The 16,958-nt window shown below is 67.9% G+C and carries 14 protein-coding genes; 11 read left to right on the top strand and 3 right to left on the bottom strand.

From position 1 onward, the window contains the following. Positions 1–3: 3 nt before the first annotated feature. Both WAQ08_RS08670 and hemB read right to left on the bottom strand, forming a co-directional pair. Positions 4–1,113, bottom strand: coding sequence for a magnesium transporter CorA family protein (locus WAQ08_RS08670; protein ID WP_422190973.1), 1,110 nt, complete (start codon positions 1,111–1,113; stop codon positions 4–6). A 106-nt stretch (positions 1,114–1,219) separates the two neighbouring features. Continuing rightward, complete coding sequence (hemB, locus tag WAQ08_RS08665; protein WP_422190971.1) at positions 1,220–2,224, bottom strand: porphobilinogen synthase; 1,005 nt, start codon at positions 2,222–2,224, stop codon at positions 1,220–1,222. Positions 2,225–2,554: 330 nt separating this feature from the next. On the opposite strand from hemB, the gene WAQ08_RS08660 reads away from it, so the two are divergent. The 11 genes from WAQ08_RS08660 (at position 2,555) to WAQ08_RS08610 (ending at position 13,517) form a co-directional block, all read left to right on the top strand. Next, on the top strand, positions 2,555–2,983 hold the full coding sequence (locus WAQ08_RS08660; protein WP_422191005.1) for a CopD family protein: 429 nt from the start codon (positions 2,555–2,557) through the stop codon (positions 2,981–2,983). 11 nt (positions 2,984–2,994) lie between these two features. Further along, the gene (locus tag WAQ08_RS08655) at positions 2,995–4,134 is read left to right on the top strand and encodes a VanZ family protein (RefSeq protein ID WP_422190969.1); all 1,140 of its coding nucleotides are present in this window, start codon (positions 2,995–2,997) and stop codon (positions 4,132–4,134) included. Positions 4,135–4,143: 9 nt separating this feature from the next. Then, a complete protein-coding gene (locus WAQ08_RS08650; protein ID WP_422190967.1) occupies positions 4,144–4,470 on the top strand; it encodes a (2Fe-2S) ferredoxin domain-containing protein in 327 nt (108 codons plus the stop codon). 1 nt (position 4,471) lies between these two features. Next, complete coding sequence (locus tag WAQ08_RS08645) at positions 4,472–5,122, top strand: alpha/beta hydrolase (protein WP_422190965.1); 651 nt, start codon at positions 4,472–4,474, stop codon at positions 5,120–5,122. A gap of 293 nt (positions 5,123–5,415) precedes the next feature. Continuing rightward, positions 5,416–6,510: a D-alanyl-D-alanine carboxypeptidase family protein gene (locus WAQ08_RS08640; protein WP_422191003.1), complete on the top strand. Its 1,095-nt coding sequence runs from the start codon at positions 5,416–5,418 to the stop codon at positions 6,508–6,510. Positions 6,511–6,533: 23 nt separating this feature from the next. After that, complete coding sequence (locus WAQ08_RS08635; RefSeq protein ID WP_422190963.1) at positions 6,534–6,827, top strand: DUF493 family protein; 294 nt, start codon at positions 6,534–6,536, stop codon at positions 6,825–6,827. Positions 6,828–6,963: 136 nt separating this feature from the next. After that, complete coding sequence (gene yajC, locus WAQ08_RS08630) at positions 6,964–7,284, top strand: preprotein translocase subunit YajC (protein WP_422190961.1); 321 nt, start codon at positions 6,964–6,966, stop codon at positions 7,282–7,284. A gap of 36 nt (positions 7,285–7,320) precedes the next feature. Next, positions 7,321–9,174 carry a protein translocase subunit SecD gene (secD, locus tag WAQ08_RS08625; RefSeq protein ID WP_422190959.1) on the top strand — a complete coding sequence of 618 codons (1,854 nt, stop codon included), beginning with the start codon at positions 7,321–7,323 and terminating at the stop codon, positions 9,172–9,174. A gap of 21 nt (positions 9,175–9,195) precedes the next feature. Then, a complete protein-coding gene (gene secF / locus WAQ08_RS08620; RefSeq protein ID WP_422190957.1) occupies positions 9,196–10,212 on the top strand; it encodes a protein translocase subunit SecF in 1,017 nt (338 codons plus the stop codon). Between the two features lie 63 nt (positions 10,213–10,275). Beyond that, on the top strand, positions 10,276–12,729 hold the full coding sequence (locus WAQ08_RS08615; RefSeq protein ID WP_422190955.1) for a DUF1631 family protein: 2,454 nt from the start codon (positions 10,276–10,278) through the stop codon (positions 12,727–12,729). 230 nt (positions 12,730–12,959) lie between these two features. Continuing rightward, positions 12,960–13,517, top strand: a complete 558-nt coding sequence (locus tag WAQ08_RS08610; protein WP_422190953.1) for a TMEM165/GDT1 family protein — start codon at positions 12,960–12,962, stop codon at positions 13,515–13,517. A 66-nt stretch (positions 13,518–13,583) separates the two neighbouring features. Here WAQ08_RS08610 and WAQ08_RS08605 read toward each other — a convergent pair whose 3' ends face one another. Beyond that, positions 13,584–16,784 (bottom strand): bifunctional diguanylate cyclase/phosphodiesterase, encoded by a 3,201-nt coding sequence (locus tag WAQ08_RS08605; protein WP_422190951.1) that lies wholly within the window; start codon positions 16,782–16,784, stop codon positions 13,584–13,586. Positions 16,785–16,958: the final 174 nt, after the last annotated feature.

Raw genomic sequence — 16,958 nt, 5'->3', positions numbered from 1 at the left:
TCCTCAGTCGTCGCTCAAATAACGCTTGCGCCAGAACAGCCACACCAGGCCCAGGCCCACGCCCAGCATCAGCATCACCGCGATCCAGAAGCCGGCGCCTTCGTGGATCAGCGGCAGGCTGTCGAAGTTCATCCCGAAGATGCCGGTGATCAGGTTCAGCGGCAAAAAGATCGCGGTCAACACCGTCAGCGTGCGCATGATCTCGTTGGTGCGGCTGCCCTGCGCCGAGAAGTGCATCTGCACCGCGCTCTCGGCCGAGCTTTCCAGCCGGCGTACATGGCTCAGCACGCGCTCGATGTGCTCGTGCACATCACGCGAGCGCACGCGCAGCACCTCGCGCTCGCGCGCGGCGGACGGGTCGGGCGGTGTGGGCCATTCGTCCAGCGCGTCGATCCACTCCTGGATGGCGCTGCGCTGGTCCTCGCAGGTGTCTTCCAGCAGGTGCAGGGCGTTGCGGGATTCGAGCAGCGCCTGCCAGTTGGTGAAGCGGCTGCTGCGGCTGCCCAGCAGTTCCTGCTGCAGGTAGCCGAACTGGCGCGTGAGAAGGCGGCGCAGATCGAGGTAGCTGTCGACCATGTGGTTGACGATGCGCAGCATCAGGTCGGCCGCGCTGGGCGGCAGGCGGCTGGCGCTGCCGCGCAGGTCGGTGGCGTTCTCGCGGCCCTGCGCCATCTGGTGCATGCGGTTGACGAAGAACTCGTGCACGGCGCAGTCGGCCGGGTGCACCGTCAGCAGCAGGCGGTCGAACACGGCCAGGCCCATGGGGCTGGTGTCGATGGAGGCCAGGGCCTGGCGGGCGCTCGATGCCGTGCCGGTGGATTCGTCCAGGAACATGCGCTCGGTGCGCGCGCCGGCGGCCAGGCGCCGAAACACCATCAGGTCGTACCACGAGGTGTAGTCGAACTGCGAGGGCAGTTGCGGGTTGAGCAGGTCGGCCACGTGCAGGTCGACCAGGGCGCCGCCGGCCAGGCGCTGCAGGTGAGCCTGCACATCGCCCAGGTTCACCTCGAACTCGCGGCGACCCATCGTCACCCACACGAAGCCGTCGGCCGGCGCCTTCTCGGGCCAGCCAGACAGTTCCTGGAAGCGGTCGTTGATCAGGAAGAAGCGCACAGCAGGTGTCCCGGACGGTCAGTGAACGACAGGGCGACAGTGTGACGCAATCCGGCGCCCGGAGCGCGCCCTGGCCCTCAGCAGGGTGGGCGGCTCCGGAGGCCGTTCAGCGGCGGCTTAGCAGCTCGGCGGCGTGGGGTGCGAAGTAGGTCAGCACGCCATCGGCGCCGGCGCGCTTGAAGGCCAGCAGCGATTCGAGCATGGTGGCGTCGTGGTCCAGCCAGCCGTTCTGGGCGGCGGCCTTGATCATGGCGTACTCACCGCTCACCTGGTAGGCGAAGGTGGGCACGCGGAAGGTGTCCTTCACGCGGCGCACGATGTCCAGGTAAGGCATGCCGGGCTTGACCATGACCATGTCGGCGCCCTCGGCGATGTCCATGCCCACCTCGCGCAGGGCCTCGTCGCTGTTGCCCGGGTCCATCTGGTAGACCTTCTTATTGGCCTTGCCCAGGTTGGCGCTGGAGCCCACCGCGTCGCGGAAGGGGCCGTAGAAGGCGCTGGCGTACTTGGCGCTGTAGGCCATGATCCGCGTGTGGATCAGGCCCTTGGCCTCAAGCGCCTGGCGCACGGCGCCGATGCGGCCGTCCATCATGTCTGAGGGGGCGACGATGTCCACGCCGGCTTCGGCCTGCGTGAGCGCCTGGCGCGTGAGCACGGCCACGGTCTCGTCGTTGAGGATGTAACCGGTCTCGTCCAGCAGGCCGTCCTGGCCGTGGCTGGTGTACGGATCCAGCGCCACGTCGGTCATCACGCCCAGTTCCGGAAAGCGCTGCTTGAGCTCGCGCACGGTGCGGGGGATCAGACCGTCGGGGTTGGCGGCCTCCTGACCGTCAGGGGTCTTGAGGCTGACATCGATCACCGGGAACAGCGCCAGCACCGGGATGCCCAGGGCCACGCAGCGCTCGGCAGCGGCCCACAGGGGGCCTCGGCCCAGGCGCGATACGCCGGGCATGGAGCCGACATCCTGCGTGCCGTCGTCCTGGTCCAACACGAAAACGGGGTAGATCAGGTCAGAAGAAGTGAGCGCGTGCTCGCGAACAAGTGAGCGGGTGAACTCATCGCGCCGCAAACGGCGGGGGCGGTGAGCCGGAAAACTGGGCGGGAATTGCATATCGCGAGAATGTGTTCTGGATGTGAACGATTGCAAAGAATTGCACAAAACTGGCCGAAAGTCCGCCCGGACGGACATGGGCTCTGTGCATGGTTGGAGAACCTGTCTATAATTGATCCCGGATGATACGCCGCAAGGCTGTCATTCCCTGCTTTTCCTCCCTGAGCAGGTGCCTTACCGTGATGACAGCGTTAAGGCTTCAAAGCCCCGGCTTGTGGCCGGGGCTCTTTTTTTGTCTGAACACTTTGCAGCATCGATCACAAATGATGGGCGGCAAGGTGAAAGACACCTGACACAAGCACCATCATGGCCCCGCTCATAATGGCTGCCATGCTCTGGATCAAAGCCTTGCACATTGTCTTCGTGGCCAGTTGGTTCGCCGGCCTGTTCTACCTGCCTCGGCTGTTCGTCAACCTGGCCATGGTGGCTCCCGACAGCCATGCCGAGCGCGAACGCCTGCTGGTGATGGCCCGCAAGCTCTACCGCTTCAGCGCCCTTCTGATGCTGCCGGCGCTGGCGCTGGGCCTGGTGCTGTGGCTGTACTACGGCGTCGGCAAGGGGCCGGGCAACGGCTGGATGCACGCCAAGCTGCTGCTGGTGTTGGGCGCCGTGGGCTACCAGCACGTGTGCCGCCGCCTGCTGCGTGATTTCGAGCAACTGGCCAACCGTCGCAGCCACCGCTGGTACCGCTTCTTCAACGAGGCGTCGGTGCTGCTGTTCACCGCCATCGTGATCCTGGTGGTGGTCAAGCCCTTCTGAGCAGCCTGCCGATGTCCCTGCACCGCAGCACGGCCTGGCCGCTCACCTGGGTGAGCATGGCGCTGATCGTCTATGCCACCTTGCACCCCCTGACGGGCTGGCACCTGCCGCCGCCGGGCGCTTTCGACTGGGTGCTGCCCAAGCAGTCCTACGAACTCCCGTCGGACCTGATGGGCAACCTGCTGGGCTACCTGCCCCTGGGCTGCGTGATGTGCGTGGCGCAACTGCGCACCGACCGGCGCCCGCTGGCTGCGGCGCTGCTCACGGTGCTGAGTTGCTCGGCCCTGTCCTACACGCTGGAGATCATCCAGTTCACCTTGCCGGGGCGGGTGCCCTCCATCACCGACTGGGCGCTCAACTCGCTGGGCGCGGCCTGGGGCGTACTGGCCGCCGTCACGGCCCATGCGCTGGGCCTGGTCGATTGGTGGCACCGCTGGCGTGAGCGCTTGTTCATCCCGCAGGCGGGCTGGGGCCTGGCCCTGCTGTGGCTGTGGCCGCTGGGGCTGTTGTTTCCGCCGCCGCTGCCGCTGGGCCAGGGCCAACTGTGGCCGCCGCTGCGCCTGATGATGGTGGAGTGGACGACCGGCACCCCCTGGGAGGGCTGGTTCCTGCCAGCCGATGACCCGCTCAGCCTGTTCGTGCCCCAGGCCTGGCACGAGGCGCCGGGCCTGCCCACCTCCGTGACGGGGTGGCGCGATGCCGCCATCGTGGCGCTGGGCCTGCTGGCCCCCATGGTGCTGGCCTGCGCGCTGGCGCGCCCACGGGCCCTGCGCCTGCTGTTGCTGGCCGGCGCGGTGGCGGTGGCGGTGCTGGGCACCACCTTCTCGACCGCGCTGAACTACGGCCCGGAGCACGCCTTCACCTGGATCAGCATGCCCACCATCGTGGGCCTGCTGCTGGGCTCGCTGGCCGGCGGGCTGCTGCTGGACCGCTCGCGCACCACGGCGGCCGTGGTGGGGTTGGGCGTGCTGGGCGGGCTGGTGTGGATGATCCACCAGGTGCCGCCCGACCCCTACTACGCCCAGACCCTGATCGCCTGGGAGAGCGGGCGCTTCATCCGTTTCCATGGGCTGGCGCGCTGGTTCGGTCTCCTGTGGCCCTATGCGGCCTTTGTCTGGCTGATGGGGCGTGCCCTGTCGCGGCCGGCCTAAAATCCCGGCATGAGCTATTACCAGCGGCACATCTTCTTCTGCCTGAACCAGCGGGTCAACGGCGAATCCAGCTGTGGCGACTTCGGCGCCAAGGAAGCCTTCGACCACTGCAAGGCCCGTGTGAAGGCCGCTGGCCTGGCTGGCCCCGGCCAGGTGCGCGTCAACAAGTCTGGCTGCCTGGACCGCTGTGCCGGCGGCCCCGTGGCCGTGGTCTACCCGGAAGGCACCTGGTACACCTTCCTGGACAACGCCGACATCGACGAGATCGTCGACAGCCATCTGGGCAAGGGCGAGGTGGTCGAGCGCCTCGTGCTGCCGCCGACGGTGGGGCGCTGACATGCTCGGACGCCCCGATGCCCATCTGATCGACGGCCCCACCGGTGCGCTGGAGGTGGTGGTCGAATCGCCCGACTTGCCCGAAGGCGCCGCCCCCCTCGGCCTGGCCGTGGTGGCCCATCCCAACCCGCAGCAGGGCGGCACCATGGACAACAAGGTGGTCCACACGCTGGTGCGCGCCTTCGTGGCCCAGGGCTGGCAGACCGTGCGCTTCAACTACCGCGGCGTGGGCGCCTCCGAAGGCGCCTGGGACGAAGGCCGCGGCGAGGTCGAAGACATGCTCGCAGTGATCGCCCAGCACCGCATGGACCCGGCCTTGCGCCAGGCCCCGCTGGCGCTGGCGGGCTTCTCCTTCGGCGGCTACATTGCGGCCGAAGCGGCGCACCGTTTGTCTGCGGAAGGCCAGGCCGTGAGCCCGCTGGTGCTGATCAGTCCGGCCGCCACCAAGTTCATCATGCCGCCGGTGCCCGACCACACCCTGGTGGTCGAAGGCGAGCTCGACGATGTCGTGCCCCTGCCCAACATCCTGGACTGGACGCGCCCCATCGGCCTGCCCGTCACGGTGCTGCCGGGCGCCGGGCACTTCTTCCATGGCCAGCTCGGCACGCTCAAGCAGCTCGTGCTGCGCCACCTCAAGGCCCTGGCCTCTTGACCGCTGCTTGACGATTCACGCCCCGCGGGCCGGCCTGCTTCACATTCGTTGAACTTGCGCGGCCCGGCGGGCTCTGTTGTTCTTTCCCGATCCTGTCTGATCCCCACGCTTCGACCATGAACATTCCCCGCATCGACCGTCGCCAGTGCCTGGTGGCCCTGGCCGCCGCCACGCTGATGATGGGCAGCCTGCCCGCGCAGGCACAGTCCGCCGCCCCGAATACCGCCGCCAATGCCGCCGCCGGCGGCACCATCCTGCTGCCCTCGGCCACCGCCACGGCCGTCAACCCGGCCATGCCGCAGCCGCCCGAGATCGCGGCGCGCGCCTTCATCCTGCAGGATCTGAGCTCCGGCCAGACCCTGGCCGCCCGTCAAGCCGACACGCCGGTCGAACCCGCCTCGCTCACCAAGCTGATGACGGCCTATCTGGTGTTCCAGGCCCTGCAGAGCGGCAAGCTGCAGCTCACGCAGGATCTGCCCGTGTCCGAGCGCGCCTGGCGCACCGGCATGACCGGCGCCTCGCGCACCTTCATCAAGGTCAACACCCGCGTCAACGTCGATGACCTGATCAAGGGCATGATCGCCCAGAGCGGCAACGACGCCACCGTGGCCCTGGCCGAAGGCGTGGGCGGCACGGTCGAGGGCTTCGTCGACATGATGAACCGCCAGGCCCAGGCCTTCGGCCTCAAGAGCACCAGCTTCAAGAACCCCGAGGGCCTGACCGCGCCTGGGCACACCAGCACCGCGCGCGAGCTGTCGATCATCGCCGCGCGCCTGATCACCGATTTCCCGAACTCGCTGCCGTACTACTCCATGAAGGAGTTCACCTACAACGGCATCAAGCAGAACAACCGCAACCTGCTGCTGTGGCGCGACCCGACGGTCGATGGCCTCAAGACCGGCTACACCGATGCCGCCGGCTACTGCCTGATCGCCACGGCCAAACGCCCGGTGCCCGGCGTGGGTGGCGGCTCGCGCCGTCTGCTGAGCGTGGTGGTGGGCACCGCCTCGCCCGAGGCTCGCGCCAACGAAAGCCAGAAGCTGCTGAACTGGGGCTACGGTGCCTTCGACGTGGTCAAGCTGTTCGATGCCGGCCAAGCCGTGACCACGGCACCGGTGTGGAAGGGCGAGTCCAACACCGTCAAGCTGGGCCGTTCGCAGCCGCTGGTGGTGGTGGTGCCGCGTGGCCAGGCTGGCAGCGTCAAGACGGTGGTCAACCGCACCGACCCGCTGCTGGCCCCCTTGACGAAGGGCCAGCAGGTGGGCACCCTCAAGATCACCGTGGCCGGCCAGCCCTGGCAGGACGTGCCGCTGCAGGCCCTGGACGCCGTGCCCAGCGCAGGCTGGTTCGGCCGCGCCTGGGACGCGCTGCGCCTGGCCATCCAGTGAATGCCCTGAAAGGCCCCCACCCCATGAACCAGCCCGTCAACCCGCCCATCCCGCCCGAAGAGTCGCTGATCGAGTACCCCAGCGCCTTTCCGATCAAGGTGATGGGCGCGCATTCCGATGTCTTCATCGACGCGATCATCGAGATCGCGCGCGCGCATGATCCCCAGTTCGATCCGGCCCAGCACCTGGAGCGCCGCCCCAGCAGCGGCGGCAACTACATCGGCCTGACGGTCACCGTCACGGCCACCAGCCGCGAGCAGCTGGACAACCTCTACCGTGCGCTGACCGGGCACCCGCAGGTCAAGTACGTGCTGTAAGGGCGCCACCCCCTGGCCGGGGCGCTGTCCACAAGGCAGAAAAAGCACCACCGGCCTCCCGCATACAATCGCCAGTTGCCCCCGGCGCGGGGGCAGGCATCAAATGGCCCGTGTTCAGGGCTAGAAGGATTTCGTCGTGTTCATTTCCAACGCTTACGCCCAAGCCGCCGGTGCGGCCTCTTCCACCAGCGGCCTGATGGGCATGCTGCCCCTGGTGCTCATGTTCGTGGTGCTGTACTTCGTCATGATCCGCCCGCAGATGAAGCGCCAGAAGGAAACCAAGGCCATGCTCGACGCACTGGGCAAGGGCGACGAAGTGGTCACGCAAGGTGGCCTGGTCGGCAAGATCACCAAGCTGGGCGACACCTTCGTCTCGCTGGAGATCGCCGAAGGCACCGAAGTGCAGCTGCAGCGCGCGGCCGTGATCCAGGTGCTGCCCAAGGGCTCGCTGAAGTAAGCCGCCCCTCCCAACCTTGCCGCAAAGCTGCTCGCCATGAACCGTTACGCCTGGTGGAAATACCTCATCATCGCCGTGGCCCTCTTCGTGGGCTTCGTCTACACGCTGCCCAACTTCTTTGGCGAGGCACCGGCGGTGCAGTTGTCGAGCGGCAAGGCCACGATCAAGCTGGATGCGAGCGCCGTCGCCACCGTGGAGTCGGCCCTCAAGCAGGCCGGCGTCACGGCTGACTTCGTCGAGTTCGACAGCGGCTCGGTCAAGGCGCGCTTCGCGGACACCGACACCCAGCTCAAGGCGCGCGATGCCATCACCCGCGCCTTCAACCCCGACCCCCAGGATCCGCACTACATCGTCGCGCTGAACCTGCTGTCGCGCTCGCCCCAGTGGCTGCGCGCGCTGTACGCCCACCCCATGTACCTGGGCCTGGACCTGCGCGGCGGCGTCCACTTCCTGATGCAGGTGGACATGAAGGCGGCGCTCACGCAGAAGGTCGAGAGCCTGTCGTCCGACCTGCGCACCCAACTGCGCGACAAGGACATCCGCCACGGCGGCCTGCGCCGCGAGGGCGACACCATCCAGATCCGTTTCCGCGACGAGGCCACGCGCGAGCAGGCTCTGCGCGTGGTGGGCAACCAGCCCGACCTGACCTGGACCCCGGGCACCGACAGCGGTGACCTGATCCTGGTCGGCGCCCTCAAGCCGGCGTCGATGCGCAGCATCCAGGAGCAGGCGCTCAAGCAGAACATCACCACCCTGCACAACCGGATCAACGAACTCGGCGTGGCCGAGCCCGTGATCCAGCAGCAGGGCCTGGACCGCGTCGTCGTGCAGCTGCCCGGCGTGCAGGACACCGCCCGCGCCAAGGACATCATCGGCCGCACCGCCACCCTGGAAGTGCGCATGGTCGACGACAGCGCCGAGGCCCAGGCCGCGCTGGCCGGTGGCGGCCCCGTGCCCTTCGGCACCGAGCGCTACATGGAGCGCGGCGGCGTGCCCATCATCGTCAAGCGCCAGGTGGTGCTGACGGGTGAGAACCTGAACGACGCCCAGCCCGGCTTCGACGAGAACCACGAAGCCGCCGTGCACCTGTCGCTCGATTCGCGCGGCGCCCGCATCTTCAAGGACGTCACGCGCGAGAACATCAACAAGCGCATGGCCATCCTGCTGTTCGAAAAGGGCAAGGGCGAGGTCGTGACCGCCCCCGTGATCCGCAGCGAGATCGGCGGCGGCCGCGTGCAGATCTCCGGCCGCATGACCAGCGAGGAAGCCGCCGACACGGCCCTGCTGCTGCGCGCCGGCTCCCTGGCCGCGCCGATGGAGATCATCGAAGAGCGCACCGTCGGCCCCAGCCTGGGCGCCGACAACATCAAGATGGGCTTCGACAGCCTGATGTACGGCTTCATCGCCATCTCGGTGTTCATGATCCTGTACTACATGCTGTTCGGCGTGTTCTCGACCATCGCGCTCACGGTGAACCTGTTCCTGCTGGTGGCCGTGCTGTCCATGCTGCAGGCCACCCTGACACTGCCCGGCATCGCGGCCATCGCGCTGACGCTGGGCATGGCCATCGACTCCAACGTGCTGATCAACGAGCGTGTGCGTGAAGAGCTGCGCACGGGCGCGGCGCCCCAGTCGGCCATCCACGCCGGCTACGAGCACGCCTGGGCCACGATTCTTGACTCGAACGTCACCACCCTGATCGCCGGTCTGGCCCTGCTGGCCTTCGGCTCGGGCCCGGTGCGCGGCTTCGCCGTGGTGCACTGCCTGGGCATCCTGACCTCGATGTTCTCGGCCGTGTTCTTCTCGCGTGGCCTGGTCAACCTCTGGTATGGCCGTCAGAAAAAGCTCAAGGGCGTGTCCATCGGACAGGTCTGGAAGCCGCAGGCATAACAACAAGAGGAGCCTGGCACCATGGAATTCTTCCGCATCAAGCGCGACATCCCGTTCATGCGGCATGCGCTGATCCTGAACGTCATCTCGTTCCTGACTTTCGCCGCCGCCATCTTCTTCCTGGTCACCCGGGGGCTGCACTTCTCCATCGAGTTCACCGGCGGTTCGGTGCTCGAGATGCAGTACGCCCAGAGCGCTGATCTGGCCAAGACCCGCCATGCCATCGAAGGGCTGGGGCTCGGCGAAGTGCAGGTGCAGAACTTCGGCACCTCGCGCGATGTGCTGGTGCGTGTGCCCCTGCGCGAAGGCATGAAGCAGACCGAAGTGGTCAGCAAGGTGTTCGACGCTGTCTGCAAGGCCGAGTCCGGCCAGGTGTCGGTGGCCAAGACCGACCATGGCGACAAACCCGTGTGCAAGGCCGGTGAGGCCGAGCCCGTGTCGCTGCAGCGCAGCGAGTTCGTCGGTCCTCAAGTGGGCTCCGAACTGGCGCGTGACGGCGCCCTGGCCCTGCTGGTCACGGTGCTGGGCATCATGGCCTACTTGGCCTTCCGCTTCGAGTGGAAGTTCGCCGTGGCCGGCGTGATCGCCAACCTGCACGACGTGGTCATCATCCTGGGCTTCTTCGCCTTCTTCCAGTGGGAGTTCTCGCTGTCGGTGCTGGCTGCCGTGCTGGCCGTGCTGGGCTACTCGGTGAACGAATCCGTCGTGATCTTCGACCGGATCCGCGAGGCCTTCCGCCGCTACCGCAAGCTCAACACGCCTGAGGTGATCGACCACGCCATCACCAGCACGATGAGCCGCACGATCATCACCCACTTGTCCACGCAGATGATGGTGTGTGCGATGCTGATCTGGGGCGGCCCCACGCTGCACTACTTCGCGCTGGCGCTGACCATCGGCATTCTGTTCGGCATTTACTCCTCGGTGTTCGTGGCTGCGGCCCTGGCCATGTGGTTCGGCGTCAAACGCGAGGACCTGGTGAAAAACACCAAAAAAGAGAACGATCCCAACGATCCCAATGCCGGCGCCGTGGTGTAGAGTGGTTCTTCATTGAACATCTGGGGGCGTTTGCCGAGGGCTGAGTCGCCTCCCGCCCGGTCTATGCCCGTTGGTTCGCCCAAGGACCTCGCTGTCCTGGCCCGTCGTACCTACCTGGAGTCTCTGCGCCTGGGCGTCGGAGACTTGGTGGCATCGTGCGTGGCAGGGGCCCGCCTGCTGGCCGGCCAATCGGCCGAACCCGCCCTGTATGCCCGCCGCCGCGACCTGGTCCTGGACCTGCCCCGCCTGTCGGGCCTGTGGAACGAGTCCCTGCTCGACCACCTGGACGAGGCCCTGGCCTCGCTCAACCAGGGGCGCGCCGTGGTCACGCGGCCTGCGGGCCTGGGTGATCCCACCGGCTCCTTCAGCCTGGTCGACGATGCCGTGATCGAGCTGGACATGATGGTCTCGCGCCTCGGGCAGGCCGTGGCCGACAAGGCCGGTTGGGAATACACCGACCTGTGCTCGCGCCTGAGCGTGCTCGAAGACCGTGAGCAGGTCGCGCTGGACCGCAGCGGCGAGGTGCTCAAGCCCGCCGCCCTGGCCCGCTGGGTGCTGGACGCCTGGATGCACGCCACCCTGAGCGTGGACCACTGGCGCACGCTGCAGAACGTGCTGCACGACGAGGTGGCCGGCCTGACCGAAAGCGCCTACCACGATGCCAACCGCGTGCTGCTGGAGCACGGTGTGCGCCCGGAGATCGATCTGCGGCCCTTCATCCGCCGCGCCCAGGACACGGGCGTGGTGCGGCAACTGGCGCCGTCGCCCGGCGTGGTGCCCATGGGCGCTGCCGCAGGGCGGGGCGCGGGGGGCGGATCAGGTGTAGGTAGCCCAGGCGGCGGTGGCGCCGGTGCGAGTGGCAATGCCGCAGGTGCTTCTGGGGCAGGTGGCTTGTCCACCGGCAACAGCGCAGCCTCGGCCCTCACCGGCCAGAGCAACCGTGTCACCGGCCCGGGCCATCTGGCGCGTGGCGCTGGCGGCTCGTACGACGAAACCCGCCTGATGACCCAGACGCCGGGCCTGCGCACTTCCGGCCAAGGCCAGGCCGCCCTGGGCAAGCTCAACCAGCTGGTGGCGCGCCAGGTACCGGGCTTCGACCCCACCGCGCCGCTGGGCGATTCGCAGCGCGTGCCCGTGGGCGGCGCGCTCAGCCAGGCCATGGCCTCGGCCCAGCACGCCGTGCAGCAGCAGGCCGATACCGCCGGCGGCATGGCGCCGGATCCAGGCGCGCTGGCGCGTGATTTCCAGACCCGCAAGCAATCGCTCAAGAAGGCCGCCAGCAGCGACAGCGAGCGCGCCATCATCGAGATCGTGGCCCTGCTGTTCCAGAGCATCCTGACCGAAGAGCGTCTGCCCGCCACCGTGCGCGTGTGGTTCGCGCGGCTGCAGATGCCGGTACTGCGCGTGGCCGTGGCCGAGCCCGATTTCTTCGCCACGCTGGACCACCCGGCGCGCCTGCTGATCGACCGCATGGGCGGTTGCGTGATGGGCTTTGCCGGTGCTGCGCAGGATGGCGCCAGCGACCAGTTGCACAAGGAGATCAAGCGCATCGTGCAGACCATCGAGGCCTACCCGGACACCGGCCGGCGCGTCTTCCAGACGGTGCTGGTGGAGTTCGAGCGCTTCCTGGTCAACTACTTCCGCGAGGGCAATGAGGCCAGCCGCAAAGGCGTTTCGCTGGCCCAGCAGCTCGAGCAGCGCGAGGCCTACGCCATCCAGTACACCATCGAGCTGCGCAAGATGCTCGAGGCCGTGCCTGTGCACGAGGGTGTGCGCGAGTTCCTGTTCAAGGTCTGGGCCGATGTGCTGGCGCAAAGCGCGGTGCTGTCCGGCCCCGCCTCTGAGGACACGCGCATGCTCAAGCGCCTGGCGGGTGACCTGATCTGGTCGGCCAGCGCCAAGACCACGCGCGAGGAGCGCACCGAGGTGCTGCAGCGCCTGCCGCCGCTGCTCAAGCTGCTGCGCGAGGGCATGGCCAAGGCGGGTGTCACCACCGAGCGCCAGGACGAGCACGTGCGCGACCTCAACGCCGCGCTGGCGGCGGCCTTCGCGGCCAAGTCGGCGGCGATCTCCAGCGAGCGCCTGGGCGAGATCACCGAGAAGCTCGAGGCGCTCGACGAGATCCTGCCCGAGCTGGGCGATGTCGACCTCGACGCCGACACCCTGCGGGATCTGTCCGGCTACGAAAGCGCCGATCTGGAAGTGGTGGCCGAAGGCGGCACCATGCCCACGCCTGCGATGATGTCCTGGGCGTTCGAACTCAAGCTGGGCGCCTGGTTCCAGCTGGATTACCGCGCCCGTCAGGAGCCGGTGCAACTGGCCTGGCGAGGCCTGCAGAAGCAGTTGGCGCTGTTCGTGACACCGCAGGGCCGGGGCGTGCTGTTCCAGCTGCACCGCCTGGGCGCCTTCCTGCAGGCGGGCCTGCTGGTGCCGATGGAGGACGAATCCCTCACGGTGCGGGCCACGCGTGACGCATTGGCCAAACTGGACGCCGATCCGCAGCGCCTGCTCAATTGAGCAGCTGTATAATCGCCTCATCCCTTGGGGAGTAGCCTGCGCCGGCCTTCGTGGTCAGGCGCCCGTGCATCAACAGACTTGGATCGCGTCCCCACGCGGCCATGGTGCATGGGGCAACAGCTTGGCGAGACCTTGGGCATGGCTCGCGGCTCATGGGTTGGGCGGCGCGGCTTTGCCCTTGTGTGACTCGGCCTTTGCCCGCCGCTCCGCCCAGCCCACCTTGTAGCTATATGTTCGATGCTCTGTGGGTGTCCACCACCGCCGTTGCCCTGGCGGAAATGGGAGACAAGACTCAACTTTTGGCCCTGATGCTGGCCGCTCGCTGGCGCAAGCCCTGGCCCATCGTGGCCGGCATTGCCGCCGCCACCGTGGTGAACCACGCCCTGGCCGGCGCCCTTGGCGCCTGGCTCACGCAATGGCTGGGGCAAGATGCCTTGCGCTGGATCGTGGGCGGCTCCTTCCTGGCTGTGGCCGCGTGGATGCTGATCCCCGACAAGCTGGACGATGGTGAGATCAAGCTGCCGCCGGGCGGTGTGTTCATCGCCACCGTGGTGGCCTTCTTCGTGGCCGAGATGGGTGACAAGACCCAGGTGGCCACGGTGGTGCTGGCCGCGCGTTTTGATGCGCTGTGGCAGGTGGTGGTCGGCACCACGGCCGGCATGCTGCTGGCCAACGCGCCGGTGGTGTTCATGGGCGACAAGCTCACGCGCAAGCTGCCGCTGGTGTGGATCAACCGTGGGGCAGCCGTGCTGTTCGCAGTGCTGGGTGTGGTCACGCTGCTGTGGTGACACGGGCGGCGCGCATGCGGTGCATGGGTGCGTCGCACGCTGCCGCCGCCGTCAGCGCCGTGGGCCTCAGGCCGATGCGGGGTTCACCGTGCGCGTGATGGGCCTGAGCGCTTCGGCGTGCTGGCGGCTGTGCGCCACCAGCAGGGTCTCGAAGGCGCATTCCCTCATCGGGCGGCCCAGGTAGTAGCCCTGGGCCTCGTCGCAGCCGTGGTCCTTCAGGAAGGCGAGCTGCTCTTCGTTCTCCACGCCCTCGGCGACGATGCCCACGTTCAGTCGGTGAGCCATCGCGATCAACGCGGCGGCCAGGCGGCAATCGCCTTCGGATTGCGGCACGGCCATCAGGAAACTGCGGTCCAGCTTGAAGCGGTCCACCGGCAGTTCGCGCAGGTAGCCGAAGCTGGAGTAGCCCACGCCGAAATCGTCGATGGCGATGCTCACGCCCAGTGCGCGCAGCTGCGTGAGGATGTCGGCGGCGCGCAGGGATTCGCGCACCACCACGGTTTCGGTGATCTCCAGCTCCAGCAGCGTGGGTGGCAGGCCGGTTTCGGTCAGCACGCGCGCCACGGTGTTGGCGATGTCGGTGTGTTCGAGCTGCACGGCCGAGAGGTTCACCGCGATGCGCAGCGGCCAGCCGGTGCGCTGGTGCCAGGCCTGGGCCTTGGTGCAGGCTTCGCGCAGCACCCATTCGCCCATGGGCACGATCAGGCCGGTCTCTTCCGCGAAGGGGATGAAGTCCATCGGCGGCACCAGCTTGCCATCGTGCTCCCAGCGCAGCAGCGCTTCGGCGCCGATGATCTGGCCGCTGGCGCAATCGAACTGCGGCTGGAAGTGCAGGCGCAGTTCATTGCGCTCCTGCGCCTTGTAGAGGTCGTTTTCCAGCACCAGGGTGTCGGCCGTGAGCGCGTTGAGCTGCTCCGTGTAGACCTGCACGCGGTTGCGGCCATGGTTCTTGGCCTGGTACATGGCCAGGTCGGCGTGGCGCATCAAGGTGGCGGCGTCCGTGCCGTGCGTGGGGTAGACGACCAGCCCGATGCTGGGTGTCAGGCGCAGCTCGTGCGGTCCCACGCGCAGCGGCTCGGAGAAGAGTTCGAGCACCTTGTGCGCCACGACCACGCCATCGTCCATCTGCGAGATCTGCGGCAGCAGCACGACGAACTCGTCGCCGCCCAGGCGGGCCACGATGTCACTGGTGCGCATGGCGGTGCGCAGGCGCCGGCCCACTTCCAGGATCACGTTGTCGCCGATGTGGTGGCCCAGCGTGTCGTTGATTTTCTTGAAGCGGTCCAGGTCCAGGAGCATCAGCGCTAGGGGCTGCTGCTGGCGTTCCGCGTGCAGCACGGCGTTCTTGAGCTGTTCCTGCAGCATGTTGCGGTTGGGCAGGCCGGTCAGCGCGTCGTGCTGGGCCTGGTGCTGCAGTTGCTGCTCGGCCTCGGTGCGGGCGGTGATGTCCTGGGCCATGGCCAGGAAGCCCGTCATGCGGCCACGCTCGTCGCGCAGCGCGGTGACGGACAGCTCGGCCATGATCTGCTGGCCATCGGGGCGCTGAAGGGCCCATTCCTTGGGCACGCCGGCCGAATCGCGGGCCAGGTGGGCCAGCACCTCCAGGTCCTTGATCTCGCGGTTCAGGCGCATGCCCAGCAGGTGGGCGCGGTCGCGCACCTGATCGTGGTCGAAGAAGCGCTCGGTGGAACTGCGGCCGATCAGCTCCTGCGCGCTCACGCCCAGCAGAGTCTCGCCGGCCGGGTTGATGGCCTGCACGATGCCCTGGCGGTTGAGCACCAGGATGGCATAGGGCGCGTGGTGCACGATCACGCGGCGCATCTCGTCGACCTCGTCGAGCTGGCGCTGGGCGGCCAGCGCGGCCTGCTCCGCGGCGTGCTGCTCGGTCAGGTCGCGCAGCACCATCACGTACTGTGTCTGGCCGTCGAGCACCATGGGGCTCACGCTCAGCTCCAGCGGGAAGCTCTCGCCATCGCGGCGCTGGCCCTGCAGGCGGCGGCTCACGTCCATCACGCCCAGGCCCTGGGCCTGCAGGTAGCGCGGCATGTCGGCGCCGGGCGGGCAGCTCTTGGGCGCGGGAATCAGCTCGGCGATGGGGCAGGGGCACAGCTCGGTGTCCAGCGAGGCCTCGCCATTGAAGATGGCTTGTGCCGCATGGTTGGCCGACAGCACCGTACCGCGCGGGTCCACGGTGAGGATGGCGTCGATGGTGCTGTCCATCACCTTGCTCAGGCGCCGTTCGTTGGCACGGGCGCGGCGGCTGAGATCTTCCGTCATCTCGGCGGCCTGGCGCTGTTGCGTGCCGATGCCGCGCACGGCCCACCACAGTCCGATGGTGCCCAGCACGCCCGCGGCCAGCACGGACAGCGGGTAGGCCTGGCGCCAGGGTGTCACGGCGGGGCGCGTCAGGGTGATCTCCCAGTGGCGTCCGGCGATGTCGCTGACCATGTGACGGCGGTCTTCTGGGGCGGGGCTGGTGCCGGGCTGGAAGGCCGCGCTGGATTGGCGCGCGCTGTCGAACAGCAGGGCGGGCACGGCGGCGGTGCCGACGGGGGCCTCGGCCGGGCCCAGATCCTGGATGCGCAGGTGCCAGTCGGGCCAGGCGGCCGGCGGCAGCACGGTGGCCACCAGCTTGTCGGTCTGGAAGGCGCCGCCGACCTGGCCCAGGTGGGCCTGGCGGCGATGCTCGACCGTGTCGATGGGCATGTTGGCGCGGTAGACGGGCAGGCGCACCACGAAGCCCGAGGCCTGCTGGCCACCCGAGACCAGCCGCACCGGGCCGGAGCCCTGCGGGTGTGCCGTGTCGCGGGCGCGTTCCATCACGGTGCGCCGGGTGGCTTCGAAGATCTGGTCGTAGCCCAGCAACTGCTCGTTGCCCGCGCGGGGCTCCACGTACACCACGGGCAGGTACACGGCGCGCTGGCCGGGCGGGTGGATGGCGTGCTCCTGCTCGAAGCGTGGCTTGTCGGCCTCGCTGATCAGCCGGGCGAACTGCACGGCCACGAGGGCTGGGTAGCCTTCCTTGGTGTAAGAGAGCTGGTGCAGGCGCTGGAAGGCGGCGCGGTCGACCTGGTCCGAGGCGATGAAGGCCGATTGGAAACTGTGCAGCAGGTCCAGGTGTTTCTTGACCGAGGCCTGCAGGCGCTCGACCTTGTCGCGGGCGGTGCTTTCAAACAGCTCGTCGGCGCCGTGCTGGACCTGGTGTGCGGCGTAGGCCCAGGCGAGTACGCTCAACACCAGTCCCCCGATCATGGTGATCCAGGACAAGGCGATCCAGCGGCGAGACCATCGGGCTAAACGCCCGGGTGTTTGATGCATGCCCAGTTTTCCACACGGCGAAATGGCTCGGATTCAGGGTCTTGAATCCACTGAAGCCATATCGGTGCAGCGTAGAACGGTCTTGAGCAGCCTGGGGAGGCAATGCCCTTATGTGGGCATGAT

The sequence above is a fragment of the Aquabacterium sp. genome, from assembly GCF_049274795.1.
In the GTDB taxonomy this organism is placed as follows: Bacteria; Pseudomonadota; Gammaproteobacteria; order Burkholderiales; family Burkholderiaceae_C; genus Aquabacterium.
Note: the sequence above shows the minus strand (reverse complement) of the source record. Positions and strands in the feature narration are given on the sequence as shown.